General features: G+C 68.8%; 13 protein-coding genes and 1 other RNA gene. 8 read left to right on the top strand and 6 right to left on the bottom strand.

Features of this window, described 5'->3' with window-relative positions; all coding sequences use genetic code 11:
• The first annotated feature begins 15 nt into the window (after positions 1-15).
• The 3 genes from Q4V64_RS19795 to Q4V64_RS19785 all read left to right on the top strand — a co-directional run bounded on the left by Q4V64_RS19795 (position 16) and on the right by Q4V64_RS19785 (position 3,589).
• Entirely contained in the window at positions 16-1,251 is a 1,236-nt protein-coding gene (locus Q4V64_RS19795) for a serine/threonine-protein kinase (RefSeq protein WP_124441792.1), read from the top strand.
• Positions 1,252-1,542: 291 nt separating this feature from the next.
• On the top strand, positions 1,543-2,649 hold the full coding sequence (gene prfB, locus Q4V64_RS19790; RefSeq protein WP_124441815.1) for a peptide chain release factor 2: 1,107 nt from the start codon (positions 1,543-1,545) through the stop codon (positions 2,647-2,649).
• Between the two features lie 301 nt (positions 2,650-2,950).
• Positions 2,951-3,589, top strand: coding sequence for a hypothetical protein (locus tag Q4V64_RS19785; RefSeq protein WP_124441816.1), 639 nt, complete (start codon positions 2,951-2,953; stop codon positions 3,587-3,589).
• 106 nt (positions 3,590-3,695) lie between these two features.
• Here Q4V64_RS19785 and Q4V64_RS19780 read toward each other — a convergent pair whose 3' ends face one another.
• Positions 3,696-3,887 (bottom strand): hypothetical protein, encoded by a 192-nt coding sequence (locus Q4V64_RS19780; protein WP_062050810.1) that lies wholly within the window; start codon positions 3,885-3,887, stop codon positions 3,696-3,698.
• A gap of 321 nt (positions 3,888-4,208) precedes the next feature.
• Here Q4V64_RS19780 and ftsE point away from each other — a divergent pair, with 321 nt between their 5' ends.
• The 5 genes from ftsE (at position 4,209) to ssrA (ending at position 8,220) form a co-directional block, all read left to right on the top strand.
• Positions 4,209-4,898, top strand: coding sequence for a cell division ATP-binding protein FtsE (gene ftsE / locus Q4V64_RS19775; RefSeq protein WP_124441817.1), 690 nt, complete (start codon positions 4,209-4,211; stop codon positions 4,896-4,898).
• Positions 4,899-4,936: 38 nt separating this feature from the next.
• The gene (gene ftsX, locus Q4V64_RS19770) at positions 4,937-5,857 is read left to right on the top strand and encodes a permease-like cell division protein FtsX (RefSeq protein ID WP_095748677.1); all 921 of its coding nucleotides are present in this window, start codon (positions 4,937-4,939) and stop codon (positions 5,855-5,857) included.
• Between the two features lie 68 nt (positions 5,858-5,925).
• A complete protein-coding gene (locus Q4V64_RS19765; RefSeq protein ID WP_124441818.1) occupies positions 5,926-7,098 on the top strand; it encodes a S41 family peptidase in 1,173 nt (390 codons plus the stop codon).
• Between the two features lie 79 nt (positions 7,099-7,177).
• Complete coding sequence (gene smpB, locus Q4V64_RS19760) at positions 7,178-7,657, top strand: SsrA-binding protein SmpB (RefSeq protein WP_124441819.1); 480 nt, start codon at positions 7,178-7,180, stop codon at positions 7,655-7,657.
• A gap of 160 nt (positions 7,658-7,817) precedes the next feature.
• Positions 7,818-8,220: a transfer-messenger RNA gene (ssrA, locus tag Q4V64_RS19755) on the top strand.
• Positions 8,221-9,244: 1,024 nt separating this feature from the next.
• Here the strand turns inward: ssrA and Q4V64_RS19750 are convergent.
• From Q4V64_RS19750 to Q4V64_RS19730, 5 genes are read right to left on the bottom strand one after another with little or no spacing between them, the layout of a single operon-like run.
• Positions 9,245-10,255 carry a LacI family DNA-binding transcriptional regulator gene (locus Q4V64_RS19750; protein ID WP_124441820.1) on the bottom strand — a complete coding sequence of 337 codons (1,011 nt, stop codon included), beginning with the start codon at positions 10,253-10,255 and terminating at the stop codon, positions 9,245-9,247.
• Positions 10,255-12,507: an alpha-xylosidase gene (yicI, locus tag Q4V64_RS19745; protein ID WP_124441821.1), complete on the bottom strand. Its 2,253-nt coding sequence runs from the start codon at positions 12,505-12,507 to the stop codon at positions 10,255-10,257. Before yicI ends, Q4V64_RS19750 begins: the two co-directional genes overlap by 1 nt.
• 12 nt (positions 12,508-12,519) lie before the next feature.
• A complete protein-coding gene (locus Q4V64_RS19740) occupies positions 12,520-13,344 on the bottom strand; it encodes a carbohydrate ABC transporter permease (RefSeq protein WP_124441822.1) in 825 nt (274 codons plus the stop codon).
• Complete coding sequence (locus Q4V64_RS19735) at positions 13,341-14,291, bottom strand: sugar ABC transporter permease (RefSeq protein ID WP_124441823.1); 951 nt, start codon at positions 14,289-14,291, stop codon at positions 13,341-13,343. Before Q4V64_RS19735 ends, Q4V64_RS19740 begins: the two co-directional genes overlap by 4 nt.
• Positions 14,288-15,586 carry an extracellular solute-binding protein gene (locus tag Q4V64_RS19730; protein ID WP_124441824.1) on the bottom strand — a complete coding sequence of 433 codons (1,299 nt, stop codon included), beginning with the start codon at positions 15,584-15,586 and terminating at the stop codon, positions 14,288-14,290. Before Q4V64_RS19730 ends, Q4V64_RS19735 begins: the two co-directional genes overlap by 4 nt.
• Positions 15,587-15,654: the final 68 nt, after the last annotated feature.

Genomic DNA, 15,654 nt, shown 5'->3' with positions numbered 1-15,654 from the left:
TCAGTAGGAGCAGCCTTGGCACGGAAGATCGGCAGCCGGTACACCGCCCACCAGATCCTGGGGCGGGGCAGCGCCGGCACGGTGTGGCTGGGTGAGGGACCCGACGGGCCCGTCGCCGTCAAGCTGCTGCGCGAGGACCTCGCCTCCGACCAGGAGCTCGTCGGACGCTTCGTGCAGGAGCGCACCGCGCTGCTCGGCCTGGAGCATCCGAACGTCGTCTCCGTGCGCGACCTGGTGGTGGACGGCAACGACCTCGCGCTCGTCATGGACCTCGTGCGCGGCACGGACCTGCGCACCCGGCTCGACCGGGAGAAGCGGCTCGCGCCCGAGGCGGCCGTGGCGATCGTCGCGGACGTGGCGGACGGGCTGGCGGCGGCGCACGCGGCCGGGGTCGTACACCGTGACGTGAAGCCGGAGAACGTGCTGCTGGACATGCAGGGGCCGCTGGGGCCGGGCGGGTCGCACCCCGCGCTGCTGACGGACTTCGGAGTGGCGAAGCTGATCGATTCGCCGCGGCGGACGAAGGCCACGAAGATCATCGGCACGCCGGACTATCTGGCGCCGGAGATCGTGGAGGGGCTGCCGCCCCGGGCGTCGGTCGACATCTACGCGCTGGCCACGGTCCTGTACGAGCTGCTGGCGGGCTTCACGCCGTTCGGCGGGGGGCATCCGGGCGCGGTGCTGCGCCGTCACGTGACCGAGACGGTCGTCCCCCTCCCCGGCATCCCGGACGAACTCTGGCAGCTCGTCGTGCAGTGCCTGGCCAAGGCGCCGGCCTCGCGGCTGCGGGCCTCGGAGCTGGGGGCACGGCTGCGGGAGCTGCTGCCGATGCTGGCGGGGATGCCGCCGCTGGAGGTGGACGAGCCGGACGCGGAGTCCCCGGAGGAGCCGGAGGCCGCGCCTCAGGGGCCGGTGTCCTCGGCGCCGGTGCGGCGGGGGGCGGTGCCGCTGGTGCCGGGGGCGAAGCCGGCCGACTCCAACCGGGACACGCATACGTCGATGAGGGTGCCGGGGCCGGACGAGCTGGCGGGGGGTGCGCGGGGCACCGCCCGGGCGCCTCGGACCGCGGGTGCTCCACGTCCCGGTTCCGCTCGGCATCGGGCGGCGACGCGGCGGCGGCGGGTCGCCCTGGGGGTGGCCGCGCTGGCTCTGGTGGCGGCGGCCGGGGTGGGGACGTGGTGGGCCACGGCGGGGGAGGACGCCGGGGCGACTCCCCCGGACACGAAGAACTCGGCCCCTGTGACGCCCTGACCGCCAGGGCTCCGCCCCTAGGCCCTGTCGTCAGATTCCCGCCTGCCGCGCGGCGCCATGCACGCTCCCCCACTGCCTTAAAGGCGTGGGAGGTGCCCCCACTCGCCGCACCGGGCCCTGACCCAAGTACATCCAGTACGTGAGTCAGGGCCCGGCACGCCGAGAGCACGCACCTGACGCCGCGCGGCCCGCCCTTCGGGCGGACGACGGGAATCTGACGACAGGGCCTAGTGCCCAGCGCCCGGCACCGGAAGACCGAGGTCGGTTGCCACAGCCGTTACGCTGGGAGGCGTGGCAGTCGTCGATGTATCCGAAGAGCTCAAGTCCCTCTCCTCGACCATGGAGTCGATCGAGGCCGTTCTGGACCTCGACAAGCTGAGGGCAGACATCGCCGTGCTCGAGGAGCAGGCGGCCGCGCCGTCCCTGTGGGACAACCCGGACGAGGCGCAGAAAATCACCAGCAAGCTCTCCCACCTCCAGGCGGAGGTGAGGAAGGCCGACGCCCTGCGCTCGCGGATCGACGATCTCGCCGTGCTGTTCGAGATGGCCGAGGAGGAGGACGACCCGGACACCCGCGCCGAGGCCGAGTCCGAGCTCACCGCTGTCAAGAAGGCGCTGGACGAGATGGAGGTGCGGACGCTGCTCAGCGGGGAGTACGACGCCCGCGAGGCGCTCGTGAACATCCGCGCCGAGGCCGGCGGCGTCGACGCCGCCGACTTCGCCGAGAAGCTCCAGCGCATGTACCTGCGCTGGGCGGAGCAGCGTGGCTTCAAGACCGAGGTCTACGAGACGTCGTACGCCGAAGAGGCCGGCATCAAGTCGACCACCTTCGCCGTGCAGTCGCCGTACGCCTACGGCACCCTCTCCGTCGAGCAGGGCACCCACCGCCTGGTGCGCATCTCCCCGTTCGACAACCAGGGGCGCCGCCAGACCTCCTTCGCCGGCGTGGAGATCCTCCCCGTCGTCGAGCAGTCCGACCACGTCGAGATCGACGAGAGCGAACTGCGTATCGACGTGTACCGGTCCTCCGGGCCCGGCGGCCAGGGCGTCAACACCACCGACTCCGCCGTCCGTATCACCCACATCCCCACCGGCATCGTCGTCTCCTGCCAGAACGAGCGGTCGCAGATCCAGAACAAGGCCACCGCGATGAACGTCCTCCAGGCCAAGCTGCTCGAGCGGCGCCGCCAGGAGGAGCAGGCCAAGATGGACGCCTTGAAGGGCGACGGCGGAAACTCCTGGGGCAACCAGATGCGTTCGTACGTCCTGCACCCGTACCAGATGGTCAAGGACCTGCGCACCGAGTTCGAGGTCGGCAACCCCGAGGCCGTGTTCAACGGCGAGATCGACGGGTTCCTGGAGGCCGGAATTCGCTGGCGCAAGCAGCACGAGAAGTAAGTTTGTCGACAAGGCAACTGCCGCCTCCCTGGCGGCAGTTGCCTTTTGTGTGCCCGGTTGCATGCCCGATGTCTGGGTTTTACATCACACTCACAGCCTTCAATCTCCGGCAAAGATCTCTTAGTCGGACAATGCGCGCGCAACGGCCTTGACGTTGCTTTGAAAAATGGGAAGGGTAAAGCGCGGCATGCGTATCTCTGGGACGCATGTGAATCCGGGGGCCTTGAGCGCAGCTACCTCCGTCGAATCACGGTCCCGAGCGCCGCCTCACTGACGATGAGCTACTGGGGGTAGCAACCAGATGACCAACAAGACGCGGATCCGGATCGCGCGGGTGGCCGCCGGTGCGGTGATCGCCGCCGGTGCTTCGCTGACCGCCGCGGGTGCCGCTTCCGCCGACGAGCCGGACGACTGCCTCCTGGGCCTTCTGTGCGGCCCCGAGTCGCCGGCCCCGACGCCGACCCCGACGCCGCCGGTCCCGACCGGTCTCCCGACCGGCCCGGAGGTCCCGCCGACGACCGCCCCGGGCACCCCGCCCGAGGAGCCGCCCACGGTGGAGCCGACCGAGCCCACCGAGGAGCCCCCCACCCAGGACCCGACCGACCCGGGGAACGGCAACGGCAACGGCAACGGCAATGGGAACGGGAACGGCAATGGCAACGGTGCCGGCGGTGGCAACAACACCGACCCCGACGGCGGCACCTCGCCTCAGGAAGAGGGTTCCTCGTCCCTGACCGACACCGGCACGGACACCAGCACGGACACCACCCCGGCCGGCTCCGACACGTCGGCCCAGGGCACCGGGGGTGACGAGCTCGCCGAGACCGGTTCCGGGCAGACCACCTTCCTCATCATCGGCGCCGCCACGATGATCGCCGGCGGTGTGGGCTTCCGCGTCCTGCCGCGCCTCATGGGCGGCCGGGGCGGCGCGGCTGCCTGACGGTAGCCGTCCGCGTACGGAACGTACGCACGTCATGCGACGAGGGGCCCCGGAGCGTGCATCGCTCCGGGGCCCCTCGTACGTCCTGTACGGCTCTTGTGCCGCTCTATGCGGTCTGGTGGGCCAGCAGCGCCACCGCCGCGATCAGCACCGCCAGCAGGGCGATCAGTGCCATGGGGTTCAGCCCCGCGAAAAGATTGTCCTGCTGCAGCCGCTCGCGGTTCGCACGGCACACGGGGCACCGGCCCTCGCTCACGGGCGCCGCGCAGTTCGCGCACACCAACCGGTCGTACGTCATGCGCCTCGCCCTCCTTGCACCGGTTCCACGTATCTCAACGCTCGCGGCGGTGCGAACGTTCCCCTTCACGATGCCAGGTTCCTCCGGAAAGGGCGCGGGCGCCTTCGAAGGGGTGGCTTGCATTGTCTCGCGGCTGCGGGTCGTGTGTGGCTGGTCGCGCAGTTCCCCGCGCCCCTAAAGGCACGATGCCCTCAGCCCCGTTTACAGCTTGCCCGGCACAAAAGCGCACAACCCTCACGCAACCCCTACCGGTGACTGCGGTCTCGTACCCGGTTCGCGTATGGTCACGCTCATCTACCCCCGGCGACCCGTGGTGCATCCGTGATCCGATTCGACAACGTCTCCAAGGTCTACCCCAAGCAGACCCGCCCCGCACTCAGGGATGTCTCCCTGGAAGTGGACAAGGGCGAGTTCGTGTTCCTCGTGGGGTCCTCCGGCTCCGGAAAGTCCACCTTCCTGCGGCTGGTCCTCCGTGAGGAGCGGTGCAGCCACGGTCAGGTGCACGTCCTGGGCAAGGACCTCGCACGCCTCTCCAACTGGAAGGTGCCGCAGATGCGCCGCCAGCTGGGGACGGTGTTCCAGGACTTCCGTCTCCTGCCGAACAAGACGGTCGCCGAGAACGTGGCCTTCGCGCAGGAGGTCATCGGCAAGTCGCGCGGCGAGATCCGCAAGTCCGTGCCGCAGGTGCTCGACCTCGTCGGGCTCGGCGGCAAGGAGGACCGGATGCCCGGTGAGCTGTCCGGTGGTGAGCAGCAGCGTGTGGCCATCGCGCGCGCCTTCGTCAACCGGCCCAAGCTGCTCATCGCCGACGAGCCCACCGGCAACCTCGACCCGCAGACCTCCGTCGGCATCATGAAGCTGCTCGACCGGATCAACCGGACCGGCACGACCGTGGTGATGGCGACGCACGACCAGAACATCGTGGACCAGATGCGCAAGCGCGTCATCGAGCTGGAGAAGGGCCGCCTCGTCCGCGACCAGGCACGCGGCGTCTACGGCTACCAGCACTGACGACCGGCATGCTCCACGGAAAGGCTTAACCAGACGCCATGCGCGCCCAGTTCGTACTCTCCGAGATCGGTGTCGGTCTCCGCCGCAATCTGACGATGACCTTCGCCGTCATCGTCTCCGTCGCCCTGTCGCTCGCCCTGTTCGGCGGGTCGCTCCTGATGAGCGACCAGGTCAGCACCATGAAGGGCTACTGGTACGACAAGGTCAACGTCTCGGTCTTCCTCTGCAACAAGAGCGACGCCGAGTCCGACCCGAACTGCGCCAAGGGCGCGGTCACCGAGGACCAGAAGAAGGACATCCTCGCCGACCTGAAGAAGATGTCGTCGGTCGTGCAGACGGTCACCTACGAGTCGCAGGACCAGGCGTACAAGCACTACAAGGAGCAGTTCGGCGACTCCCCGCTGGCCAGTTCCCTCACGCCGGACCAGATGCAGGAGTCGTACCGCATCAAGCTGAAGGACCCGGAGAAGTACCAGGTCATCGCCACCGCCTTCGACGGGCGGGACGGCGTGCAGTCCGTGCAGGACCAGAAGGGGATCCTCGACAACCTCTTCGGGCTCCTCAACGGCATGAACTGGGCCGCCCGGGCGGTCATGGCGCTGATGCTGGTCGTCGCGCTGATGCTGATCGTCAACACGGTGCGCGTCTCGGCGTTCAGCCGTCGGCGTGAGACCGGGATCATGCGCCTGGTGGGCGCCTCGGGCTTCTACATCCAGGCGCCGTTCATCATGGAGGCCGCGGTCGCCGGGCTGATCGGGGGCACGGTCGCGTGCGGGTTCCTGGTGATCGCGCGGTACTTCCTCATCGACCACGGTCTGGCCCTGTCCGAGAAGTTGAACCTGATCAACTTCATCGGCTGGGACGCCGTACTGACGAAGCTGCCGCTCATCCTGGCGACGAGTCTGCTGATGCCCGCGTTGGCCGCGTTCTTCGCTCTGCGCAAGTACTTGAAGGTGTGACGCATGCCAAGAGGGCCGTACGGTCAACCGACCGTACGGCCCTCTTGCGTTGTCCTAGACTCACCGGCATGTCAGGCCGAGACCCGTTCTGTCAGCCCCGCCGCATCCGCCGCGGGGCCGCGCTGACGTTGGTCTTCGCGAGCGTGCTGGTGGCGGCTGCCGCGACCGGCTCTTTCCCGGTCCCAGAGCCCCTCGACCGGAAATCGGCCTCCGAGCGGGCCCGTTCGGCCGCCTACGCGAGCCCGCAGCAGGACGTGGCGAAGGCGGCCGAGCAGGCCATGGCCGACGGCAAGTCCCCCATGGAGGCCGCCGAACGCGCGGTCAGCCGCAGCGGCGACCGCTGGGGCGCCGTCTACTCCCAGGGCGAGTACGAGGAGTTCGAGGAAGCCCTCGACGGTGAGTACACCGGCGTCGGCCTGTGGGCGCGGCGCGAGCGCGACGGCCGTATCGAGGTGTCGAAGGTCGCCTCCGGCTCGCCCGCGGCCGCCGCCGGGATCCACGAGGGCGACCGGCTGCGCAGCGTCGACGGCGAGAAGGTCGACGGGCGACCGGTCACGGAGGTCGTCTCCTTGCTGCGCGGTGACGCCACGGACGCGGCGGCCGGTACGGCCGTCCGCCTCGGGCTGGAACGCGGCACGCGCGCGTGGAGCGAGACGGTGCGCCGGGCCCGCCTGTCCACGGACGATGTGACGGTGCGCACACTGGCCGGCGGCATCACCGTCATCCGGATCGGCGCCTTCACCAAGGGATCCGGTGACATGGTGCGTGCCGCGGTACGGCAGGCCCCGGTCGGCGCCGGGATCATCCTCGACCTGCGCGGCAACTCCGGCGGCCTGGTCACCGAGGCCGTCACCGCCGCCTCCGCCTTCCTCGACGGCGGCCTGGTCGCCACGTATGACGTCGAGGGCGAGCAGCGCGCCCTGCACGCCGAGCCGGGCGGCGACACCACCAGACCCCTGGTCGCGCTCGTCGACGGCGGCACGATGAGCGCGGCCGAGCTCCTCACCGGCGCCTTGCAGGACCGCGGCCGCACGGTCGTCGTGGGCTCCCGCACCTTCGGCAAGGGCTCGGTCCAGATGCCGAGCCGGCTGCCCGACGGATCCGTCGCCGAGCTGACCGTCGGGCACTACCGCACCCCCTCCGGCCGCGGGGTCGACGGCCGCGGCATCACGCCCGACCTGGACGTCGAGCAGCACGTCGTGGAGCGGGCGGAGACGGTGCTCAGCGGGCTCGGGCAGTAGCGGCCCCCTCACCTGGCCCCGGGCCCCTCGTTAATGCGCTTTCCGTCCAGCCCCTCCGTAGTGCGAAAATGGTCGCACTATGGCTAAGGAAAAAGGGCGCAAGCTGATCGCGCAGAACAAGAAGGCGCGGCACGACTACCTCATCCTCGACACCTACGAGGCCGGACTGGTCCTCACCGGCACCGAGGTGAAGTCGTTGCGCCAGGGACGGGCCTCGCTGGTCGACGGCTTCGTGCAGCTCGACGGGAACGAGGCGTGGCTGCACAACGTGCACGTGCCGGAGTACAGCCAGGGCACCTGGACCAACCACAGTGCCCGCCGCAAGCGCAAGCTCCTGCTGCACCGCGAGGAGATCGACAAGCTGGCGGCCAAGTCCCAGGAGACGGGGCACACGATCGTGCCCCTCGCGCTGTACTTCAAGGACGGCCGGGCCAAGATCGAGATCGCGCTGGCGCGAGGCAAGAAGGAGTACGACAAGCGCCAGACGCTCCGCGAGAAGCAGGACCGGCGTGAGGCGGAGCGGGTGATCTCGGCGGTGCGGAGGAAGCAGCGGGCCTGAGCCGGTGGGCCGGGCGGGAATGCCCGGGCGCCCAAGTGCGTTGCACCTGGCACCACGGCGGGGTGACCGCCGGGAATACGGTGGCATCGATGCGGGTTGGTCACGTACGATGGCATCTGCACCTCACAGCGGGTGCGCTGGATGATTGAAAAATCAACATGGGGATGATCGGTTTCGACAGCGGCTGTCGAAGCAGGGGAAGCGTGTCGAGGAAGCGGCCATGATCTCGTAAACCACAGGCCGAAAAAATAATCGCCAATTCCAAGCGATCCATCTCCCAGGGCGAGCTCGCCCTCGCTGCCTGATCTTCAGGTAGCGAGCAGCGGCTCCCCTACTTAAGGGAGTGTCAGCCCGGGGGTGTTCCCGACCCGGATCCTGGCATCATTCAGGGAACTAAACCTTGATCCCGGTCACGGGGTGAAGAGGGAAACCACACAGTGACTGAGCCCGTCGGAGACTTGTCCGCGTGATCTCCGGGGCTGAGAAAAGCACAGCGGACTGCACACGGAGAAGCCCTGATTCTGCACCGTTGGACGCGGGTTCGATTCCCGCCATCTCCACTCGCCCACCCCGTGTGGGTACCCCATGTGGGCAGAGGCCCCGTCGCTTGCGAGCGGCGGGGCCTTTGTCGTGCCCGGGTCTCGTGCGGCGGGAAGGAACGGACTTCTCCGTCCGGTTCATCGAAGCGCAGCGCGACCTCGTCGACGGGGCGCTGCTGTGGCTCGCCCATCGCTGAGCGGCGGTGAACGCGCCGTCTCTCGGCCGAGGACCTGCACGTCCTGCACGCGGTACTGCTGTCGGTGTACAGCATGTTCGCCTCGGACGAGGCCTTCCACGTCCAACTCGGCTTCTACCGAGAGAACGCCCTGGCCCTCGCCCAGGGTCTTGTGAAGGCCGTCGAGGACGCCGCGTCGGAGGGCTGATCGGCAGGCTCTTCGGGCCCCTCTCCCGCAGACCGGGAGTGGGGCCCTGCTGTCGGCGCGGTGCGAAGCTCGGCAGGCACAGGTGCCGGTCAGCTTCGATCCCTCGAATAGGTGACGCGTGTTGATTGCCGTACAGAAGAGGCGTTTTGGGCCGATAGCCTGACGTCGTGACGCGCCCGACGGGCGCGTCCTCCCTTCACTCCGGGCCCCTCCTCTTCGGGGCCCGGCCCGACGAGAGCGGTCCCGGGCTGTGACAAGGCCGCCTCACGTCGAAGGGAGGACGCCCCCACATGGGCTGTCACGAGGAGCAGGAACCGACTCTCGTCATGCGGCTGATCCGGCTCTTGCCGGAGCGAGTGGCAAAGCACGCGAGGAGGTGGCTGCTCTGGTGGCTCACCAGGTAGCCGGATATCCCCACACAGCCTGGGGACATCCGACTGGCTCCTGTTGAGCCGGGGCCCCTCTCGGAGTTAGCGCTCTGAGTGGGGCCCACCTTCTCTGGTGGCTCAGCAGCTAGTCGCATATCCCCATCCAGCCTGGGGACATCCGACACGCTCCTGATGAGCTTGGGCCTTCGCCTGACTAAAGCATTCGGACCCCAGGCGGCGCCCGCCCCCAAGTACAGCACAACAGCCCCCCACCCAGCACCCCGATCAGCCACTGTTCACGCCACCGCCCGCCGCCCCGTACTCCCCCTCTCCGTCATCCTCGGCGCCAGCAACGTCGCCTCCGGCACATCCGCACCCCCCAGCTTCCGCATCAGCAACTCCACCGCCCGCGTGCCCACTTCGGCGGACGGCACGGCGACGGACGTGACCGGGACGCGTTGGGACTCGGTGAGTTCGTCGGGGCAGATGGCGGTGACCGACAGATCGGCGGGGACGCGCAGGCCCAGCTGTTCGAAGGCGTCGATCAGGGGTTCCAGCAGGGGCTCGTTGTGGACGACGACACCGGTCAACGCGGGCTGCTCGCGCAGCAGTCGCTCGGCCATCTCGCGGGCGGCGTCGGGTGCGGCCTCGCAGGGGTGGACCGAGGAGGCGAGTCCGTTGCGGTCGGCGGCGGCCGTGAAGCCCTGGACCACGCGCTGGGCGAAGGCGGTCTGGCGGACGTACACCTCCGGCGGTGAGCCGACCAGCGCCACCGTCCGGTGCCCGAGCCGCGCCAGATGCTCCACGCATGCCTCGCCCGCCGCCTTGAAGTCGAGGTCGATGCAAGTCAGACCCTCGGCGGAGGCGGGGAAGCCGATCATCACCGACGGCCGGTCCAGGGACCGGAGCAGCGGTAGCCGGGGATCGTGCAGTTGTACGTCCATCACGATCAGCGCGTCGACCAACGCCGTGTCGGTGACCCGGCTCAGCCCCTCCTCGCCCTCCTCCTGGGTGAGCAGCAGGACGTCGTGGTCGTAGCGGCGGGCCGTGGTCACGACCGACACCGCGAACTGCATGACGGTCGGCACGTGGATGCCGGCCCGCAGCGGCACCACCAGCGCCAGCACGTTCGACTTGCTGCTGGCCAGTGCCCGCGCGCCCGCGTGCGGGCGGTAGCCCAGCTCGCGGATGGCCTCCTCCACCCGTTGCCGGGTCTCCTCGGAGATGGGGCGCTTGCCGCTGAGGGCGTAGGAGACGGTGCTGGGGGAGACCCCGGCGTGCCGTGCCACGTCAGTGATCTTCACCATCAGGCCGACTCCACCGTGAGGAACCCGGTACCGGCCTGCGCCCGCACCTCGCGTCCGCCGCCCACGGCCAGTCCCCAGGGCGCCGAGGGATCACTGCAGGAGGCCCGCAGCAGATCCCCTTCGCGTACGACGGTGAAGGCCACGTCCCCGACCCGTACCGTCACCTGCGCGCCCCGCTCCAGACCGTAGGCCCTGAGCGTGACCCCGTCGGCGTGGTCGTAGTCGGGCCGGTCGTCCACCGCGCCCACCGGGATCACCGCCCCGGGCCGCACCAGCAGCGGCACGCTCAGGAAGTCGTGGCTCTCGCGCACCCAGCGGGGCCCGGTCACCGTCCGGCCGGTCACGAAGTGCGTCCAGGTGCCCTCGGGGACGTAGTAAGCCACCTCCCCGTCGTCGGAGAACACCGGCGCGACCAGCAGGTTCGGGCCGAGCATGTACTGCCGTTCCAGGTGCGCGCACCCGGGATCGTCCGGGAACTCCAGCACCATCGCCCGCATCATCGGCACACCCTCGGCGTGGGCGGTGCGCGCGGCCTCGTACAGGTAGGGCATGAGGCTGAGCTTCAGCCTGGTGAACTGCCGCAGGACGTCCACGGCCTCCTCGTCGAACAGCCACGGAACCCGGTAGGAGGAGCTGCCGTGCAGGCGGCTGTGGGACGACAGCAGGCCGAAGGCGACCCACCGCTTGAACAGCGCCGGTGACGGCGTGCCCTCGAAGCCGCCGATGTCGTGACTCCAGTAGCCGAAGCCGGAGAGCCCGAGGGACAGCCCTCCCCGCAGCGACTCCGCCATCGACTCGTACGTCGCCTCGCAGTCGCCGCCCCAGTGCACGGGGAACTTCTGGCTCCCTGTCGTCGCCGAGCGCGCGAAGACGACCGCCTCCTCCTCGCCCCGGTGCTTGCGCAGCACGTCGAAGACCGTGCGGTTGTACAGGTACGTGTAGTAGTTGTGCATGCGCTCCGGGTCGGAGCCGTCGGACCAGGCCACGTCGACGGGCACCCGCTCGCCGAAGTCGGTCTTGAAGCAGTCGACGCCCTGCGCGAGCAGCGCCTCCAGTTTCGAGGCGTACCAGTCGCGGGCCGCCGGGCTGGTGAAGTCGACCAGCGCCATGCCCGGCTGCCACAGGTCCCACTGCCAGACACTCCCGTCCGGCCGCTTCAGCAGGTGCCCGAGCGCCTTGCCCTCCGCGAACAGGGGGGAGCGCTGGGCGATGTACGGGTTGATCCACACGCTCACGCGCAGGTCCCGCGCGTGCAGCCGGGCCAGCATGCCCTCCGGGTCGGGGAAGACCCGTGGGTCCCACTGGAAGTCGCACCAGTTGAACTCGCGCATCCAGAAGCAGTCGAAGTGGAAGACGGAGAGCGGGAGTTCGCGCTCCCGCATGCCCTCGATGAAGGAGGTGACGGTCTCCTCGTCGTACGAGGTGGTGAAGGACGTCGACAGCCACAGGCCGAAGGACCACGCGGGCGGCAGGGCCGGGCGGCCGGTGAGGGCCGTGTACTTGCGCAGGATCTCCTTCGGAGTCGGGCCGTAGATGACGTAGTACGTCAACTGCTGCGTCTCCGCGCTGAACTGCACCCGCGAGACCACCTCCGAGCCGACCTCGAAGGACACCTTGCCCGGGTGGTCGACGAAGACGCCGTAGCCCGCGTCCGTCAGATAGAACGGGACGTTCTTGTAGGCCTGCTCGGTGGCCGTGCCGCCGTCGGCGTTCCAGATGTCGACGACCTGGCCGTTCTTGACCAGCGGGCCGAAGCGCTCACCGAGGCCGTAGACGGACGTTCCCACCCCGAGGCTCAGTTGCTCGCGCAGGTAGTGCCCGCCCGACGCGTCCCGCATGATGCCCATGCCCTTGGTGCCGCTGGAGGTGAGTGTGCGGCCGTGGGCGAGGAAGTCGACGTGCCAGGTGCCGGTGCGGGCGACCTTGACCGACAGTGCGCCGGAGGTCAGGGTCGCGTGCTCGTCGTCGTACGACACCTGCGTCGCGACCTCCTCCTCCCGCACCTCGAACTCGGGGCAGCGCGGCTGCTCGCCGTCGAAGTGGGTGAAGGTGACGCCGATGACGTCGGGCATCGGTGCCTGTGCGCTGATCGTCACGACCGGTCCCTTCAGCAGGTCGCCGCGGTGGCGGATGGGCTGGGTCGGCGCGTGGATCTCCAGCGCCCCGTCCTGCGCGGTGACGTCGAGCACCTCGACCGGATAGGCGGCGGTGACACCCTCGCGCAGCAGCCAGTAGCCGTCGGTGAACTTCATGTGGGGGGTTCCTTACTTCACGGCACCCACGGCGATGCCACGGGTGAGGGTTCTCTGGAAGACGAGGAAGAAGACGAGGGCGGGCAGGACGCCGAGCAGGGCGGCCGCGTTGGTCATCGTGGCGTCCATCAGACGCTGGCCCTGGAGGACGCCGAGGGCCACCGACACGGTCTGGTTGTCGTTGGAGATCAGCATGACCAGGGGGAGCAGGAACTCGTTCCAGGTCCAGATGAAGAAGAAGACCAGGAGCACGCCGATGGTGGGGCGGCTGACGGGGACCACGATCCGCCACAGCACCTGCCACTTGTTCGCGCCGTCGATCCTGGCGGCCTCGATGATCTCGCGGGGGAACTGGCCGAGGACGGAGGAGAGGAGGTACGTGCCGAAGGCCGCCTGGATGACCGTGAAGACGATGATCACGCTCAGCCTGGTGTCGTAGAGGCCGGCCTCCTTGCTCAGGTAGTAGATCGGGTAGACCAGCGCCTCCTGCGGCAGCATGTTGGCGAGGACGAAGAACGCCAGTACCCAGGTGCGGCCCTTGATCCGCCCGATGCCGATCGCGTACGCGTTCAGGACCGAGAGGACCACGGCGAGCACGGCCACCGACCCGCTGATCAGCACCGAGTTGAGGAGCTTCCGGCCGAAGTCGACGCGTTCCCAGAAGTCTTCGATGCCTTCGGTGTAGAAGCCCTCAGGGAGGCTGAGGGGGCCGTTCTGGGCGTACTCCGCGGGGGACTTGAAGGCGTTGACGGTGACGATGAGGAACGGCACGATCATGAAGAGGGCGGCGATGCACAGGGCGATCAGCACCGGGTAGCGGCGCAGGGCTGTGGTCACGACTCCTCCGCGCGGGTCTGGAGCTTCAGGCCGACCAGGGACAGCAGCAGGATGATCACGGTCAGCACCGTGGAGATCGTGGCGCCGTAGCCGACCTGCGTCTTCTCGAAGAACGTGGTGAAGGAGAAGTAGGAGGGCACGTTCGTCGCGCCGCCCGGGCCGCCCTTCGTCAGGACGTACACCGCGCCGAAGACCTTCAGCGCGGCGATCGTGCACCAGGTCAGCACGACGTAGACCTCGGGCCGGATCTGCGGCAGCGTGATGTGCCAGAAGCGGCGCCACCAGCCGGCGCCGTCCAGCTCGGCGGCCTCGTGCAGCTGCGGGTCGACGCGCTGGAGCCCCGCCATGAAGACGACCATCGGGAAGCCGATCTGCACCCAGACCATCACGCCCATCACGCTGTACAGCGCGAGGTCGGGGTCGCCGAGCCAGTCCTGCTGCCAGGACGACAGACCTATGGCCCCCAGGACTTCGTTGAGCGAGCCGTTGTCCGGCGCGAGGATCCAGCTCCAGACGATGCCGGCGACGGCGATGGGCAGCACCTGCGGGAGGTAGAAGCAGGCGCGGAGGACGGCGACCGGTTTGCTGCCGAAGTGCTTGCCGACGTAGTCGAACAGCGCGGCGGCGAGGACGAGTCCGATCGCCGTCGGTACGGCCGCCATGGCGACGACCATGAACAGGCTGTGCCGGAAGGACGCCCAGAACTCGCTGTCGTCCAGCAGCTCCCGGTAGTTGGCGAGCCCGGACCAGTCCGGGGAGCCCACGCCCTCCCAGTCGGTGAAGCTCACGCCCGTGTTCATCAGGAACGGGACGACGATGACGGCGAAGAAGGCGAGGACACCGGGGAGCAGGAACAGGGCGTAGGAGTCGCGGGGGCGGCGGGGCGAGTGTCCCGTGCGGTCCTGTTTGCCGGTCACCCGCCCGCCGTGTTCGACGGTGACCGTCATCGCTTCGGTACGTCCTTGTCGTACGCCTCCTGCAACGCGTCCAGGTAGTCGTCGGGTTTCGCACCGCCCGTCATCAGCTTCTGCGTCTCGGAGACGAGGACGTCGTAGAAGCCGGAGACCGGCCAGTCGGGGTAGAAGGCCAGGCCGTCGCGCCGGGAGAGGGTGTTGAAGTCGTCGATGAGGGTCTTGGACTTCGGGTCGGTGATGGCGCTCGCGTCCGCCGCCACCGGGACGCCGCCCTTGTTGCCCAGCAGGGTCTGGATCTGCTTCGACAGGGTGATGTCGATGAAGTCGTAGGCGAGTTCCTTGTTCTTGGCGCCCTTGGGGACCACCCACAGGTTGCCGCCGGAGCCGAGGGTGAGGTTCGAGCCGGGCCACAGGAAGGTGCCCCAGTCGAACTTCGCCTCGTCCTGGAAGCGGCCGTACCACCAGCTGCCGGAGAAGAAGATCGGCGACTTGCCCTGGAGGAAGGAGACGCCGGCGTCCTCCGCCTTGGAGCTGGTGGAGTCCTTGCTGATGTAGCCCTTCTTCACCCAGTCGGCGAAGGTGTCGGCCGCGTAGGTCCAGGCGGCGTCGTGGAAGTCGGTCTTGCCCTTGTACAGCTCGTAGGCGTCGACCCAGGCGCGGTCGGCCTTCGACAGGGCGAGCTGGTAGAGGTACTGGTGGGCGGGGTATTCGGCGCCGGCGTTGGCGAGCGGGGTGACGCCCTCGGCCACGAACTTGCCCATGGCGGCGGTCAGTTCGTCGAACGTCTTCGGCTCGGCGATCTTGTGCTTGGCGAACAGGTCCTTGTTGTAGAAGACCATCGTGTACTCGGCGTAGTTGGTCACGCCGTACCACTTGCCGGAGCCCATGACCCCGTCGGTGTCGTAGAGGCTGGTGGTGCGGACGCCCTCGGCGAGCTTCTTGTCCCAGCCGCGCTTGGTCGCCTCAGCGGTCAGGTCGGTGAGCAGGCCCTGCTGGGAGAGGTGGCCCGCCGTCGCGTTGCCCTTGTTGTACTCCATGAGGTCGGGCGCGTCGGAGGAGTTCAGGACCATCGGGGCGGTCTTCTGGATCTGTTCGAAGCCCTTCTCCTCGAACTCCACCTTCACGCCCGGGTGCTTGGCCTCGAACTCCTTGATGGCCGCGTCCCAGGCCTGCCCCATCGCGCTGTTCGGGGCCTCGTAGTGCCAGAGCTTCAACGTCTTGCCGTCGGAGGAACCGCCGCTGTCCGAATCGCCGCAGGAGGTCAGGAGCAGGGCTCCGCTCAGAGCCGCCGCGGCCAGGGCCGTCACACGCCTTCGTGCCGTTAACATCCAGTGCCTCCAAGGGAGTCGGATGGGTGCCGGGCTGGACATCACGCTGTGTTCATCGAAGCGATTCG

Source organism: Streptomyces sp. NL15-2K, from assembly GCF_030551255.1.
Classification (GTDB): domain Bacteria; phylum Actinomycetota; class Actinomycetes; order Streptomycetales; family Streptomycetaceae; genus Streptomyces.
Note: the sequence above shows the minus strand (reverse complement) of the source record. Positions and strands in the feature narration are given on the sequence as shown.

Coding starts and splice junctions, on each gene's coding strand:
- Q4V64_RS19785 (WP_124441816.1), top strand. CDS start 2,951: ATGACCAACAAGACGCGGATCCGGATCGCGCGGGTGGCCGCCGGTGCG.
- Q4V64_RS19780 (WP_062050810.1), bottom strand. CDS start 3,887: ATGACGTACGACCGGTTGGTGTGCGCGAACTGCGCGGCGCCCGTGAGC.
- ftsX (WP_095748677.1), top strand. CDS start 4,937: ATGCGCGCCCAGTTCGTACTCTCCGAGATCGGTGTCGGTCTCCGCCGC.
- Q4V64_RS19765 (WP_124441818.1), top strand. CDS start 5,926: ATGTCAGGCCGAGACCCGTTCTGTCAGCCCCGCCGCATCCGCCGCGGG.
- smpB (WP_124441819.1), top strand. CDS start 7,178: ATGGCTAAGGAAAAAGGGCGCAAGCTGATCGCGCAGAACAAGAAGGCG.
- Q4V64_RS19750 (WP_124441820.1), bottom strand. CDS start 10,255: ATGGTGAAGATCACTGACGTGGCACGGCACGCCGGGGTCTCCCCCAGC.
- yicI (WP_124441821.1), bottom strand. CDS start 12,507: ATGAAGTTCACCGACGGCTACTGGCTGCTGCGCGAGGGTGTCACCGCC.
- Q4V64_RS19735 (WP_124441823.1), bottom strand. CDS start 14,291: ATGACGGTCACCGTCGAACACGGCGGGCGGGTGACCGGCAAACAGGAC.
- Q4V64_RS19730 (WP_124441824.1), bottom strand. CDS start 15,586: ATGTTAACGGCACGAAGGCGTGTGACGGCCCTGGCCGCGGCGGCTCTG.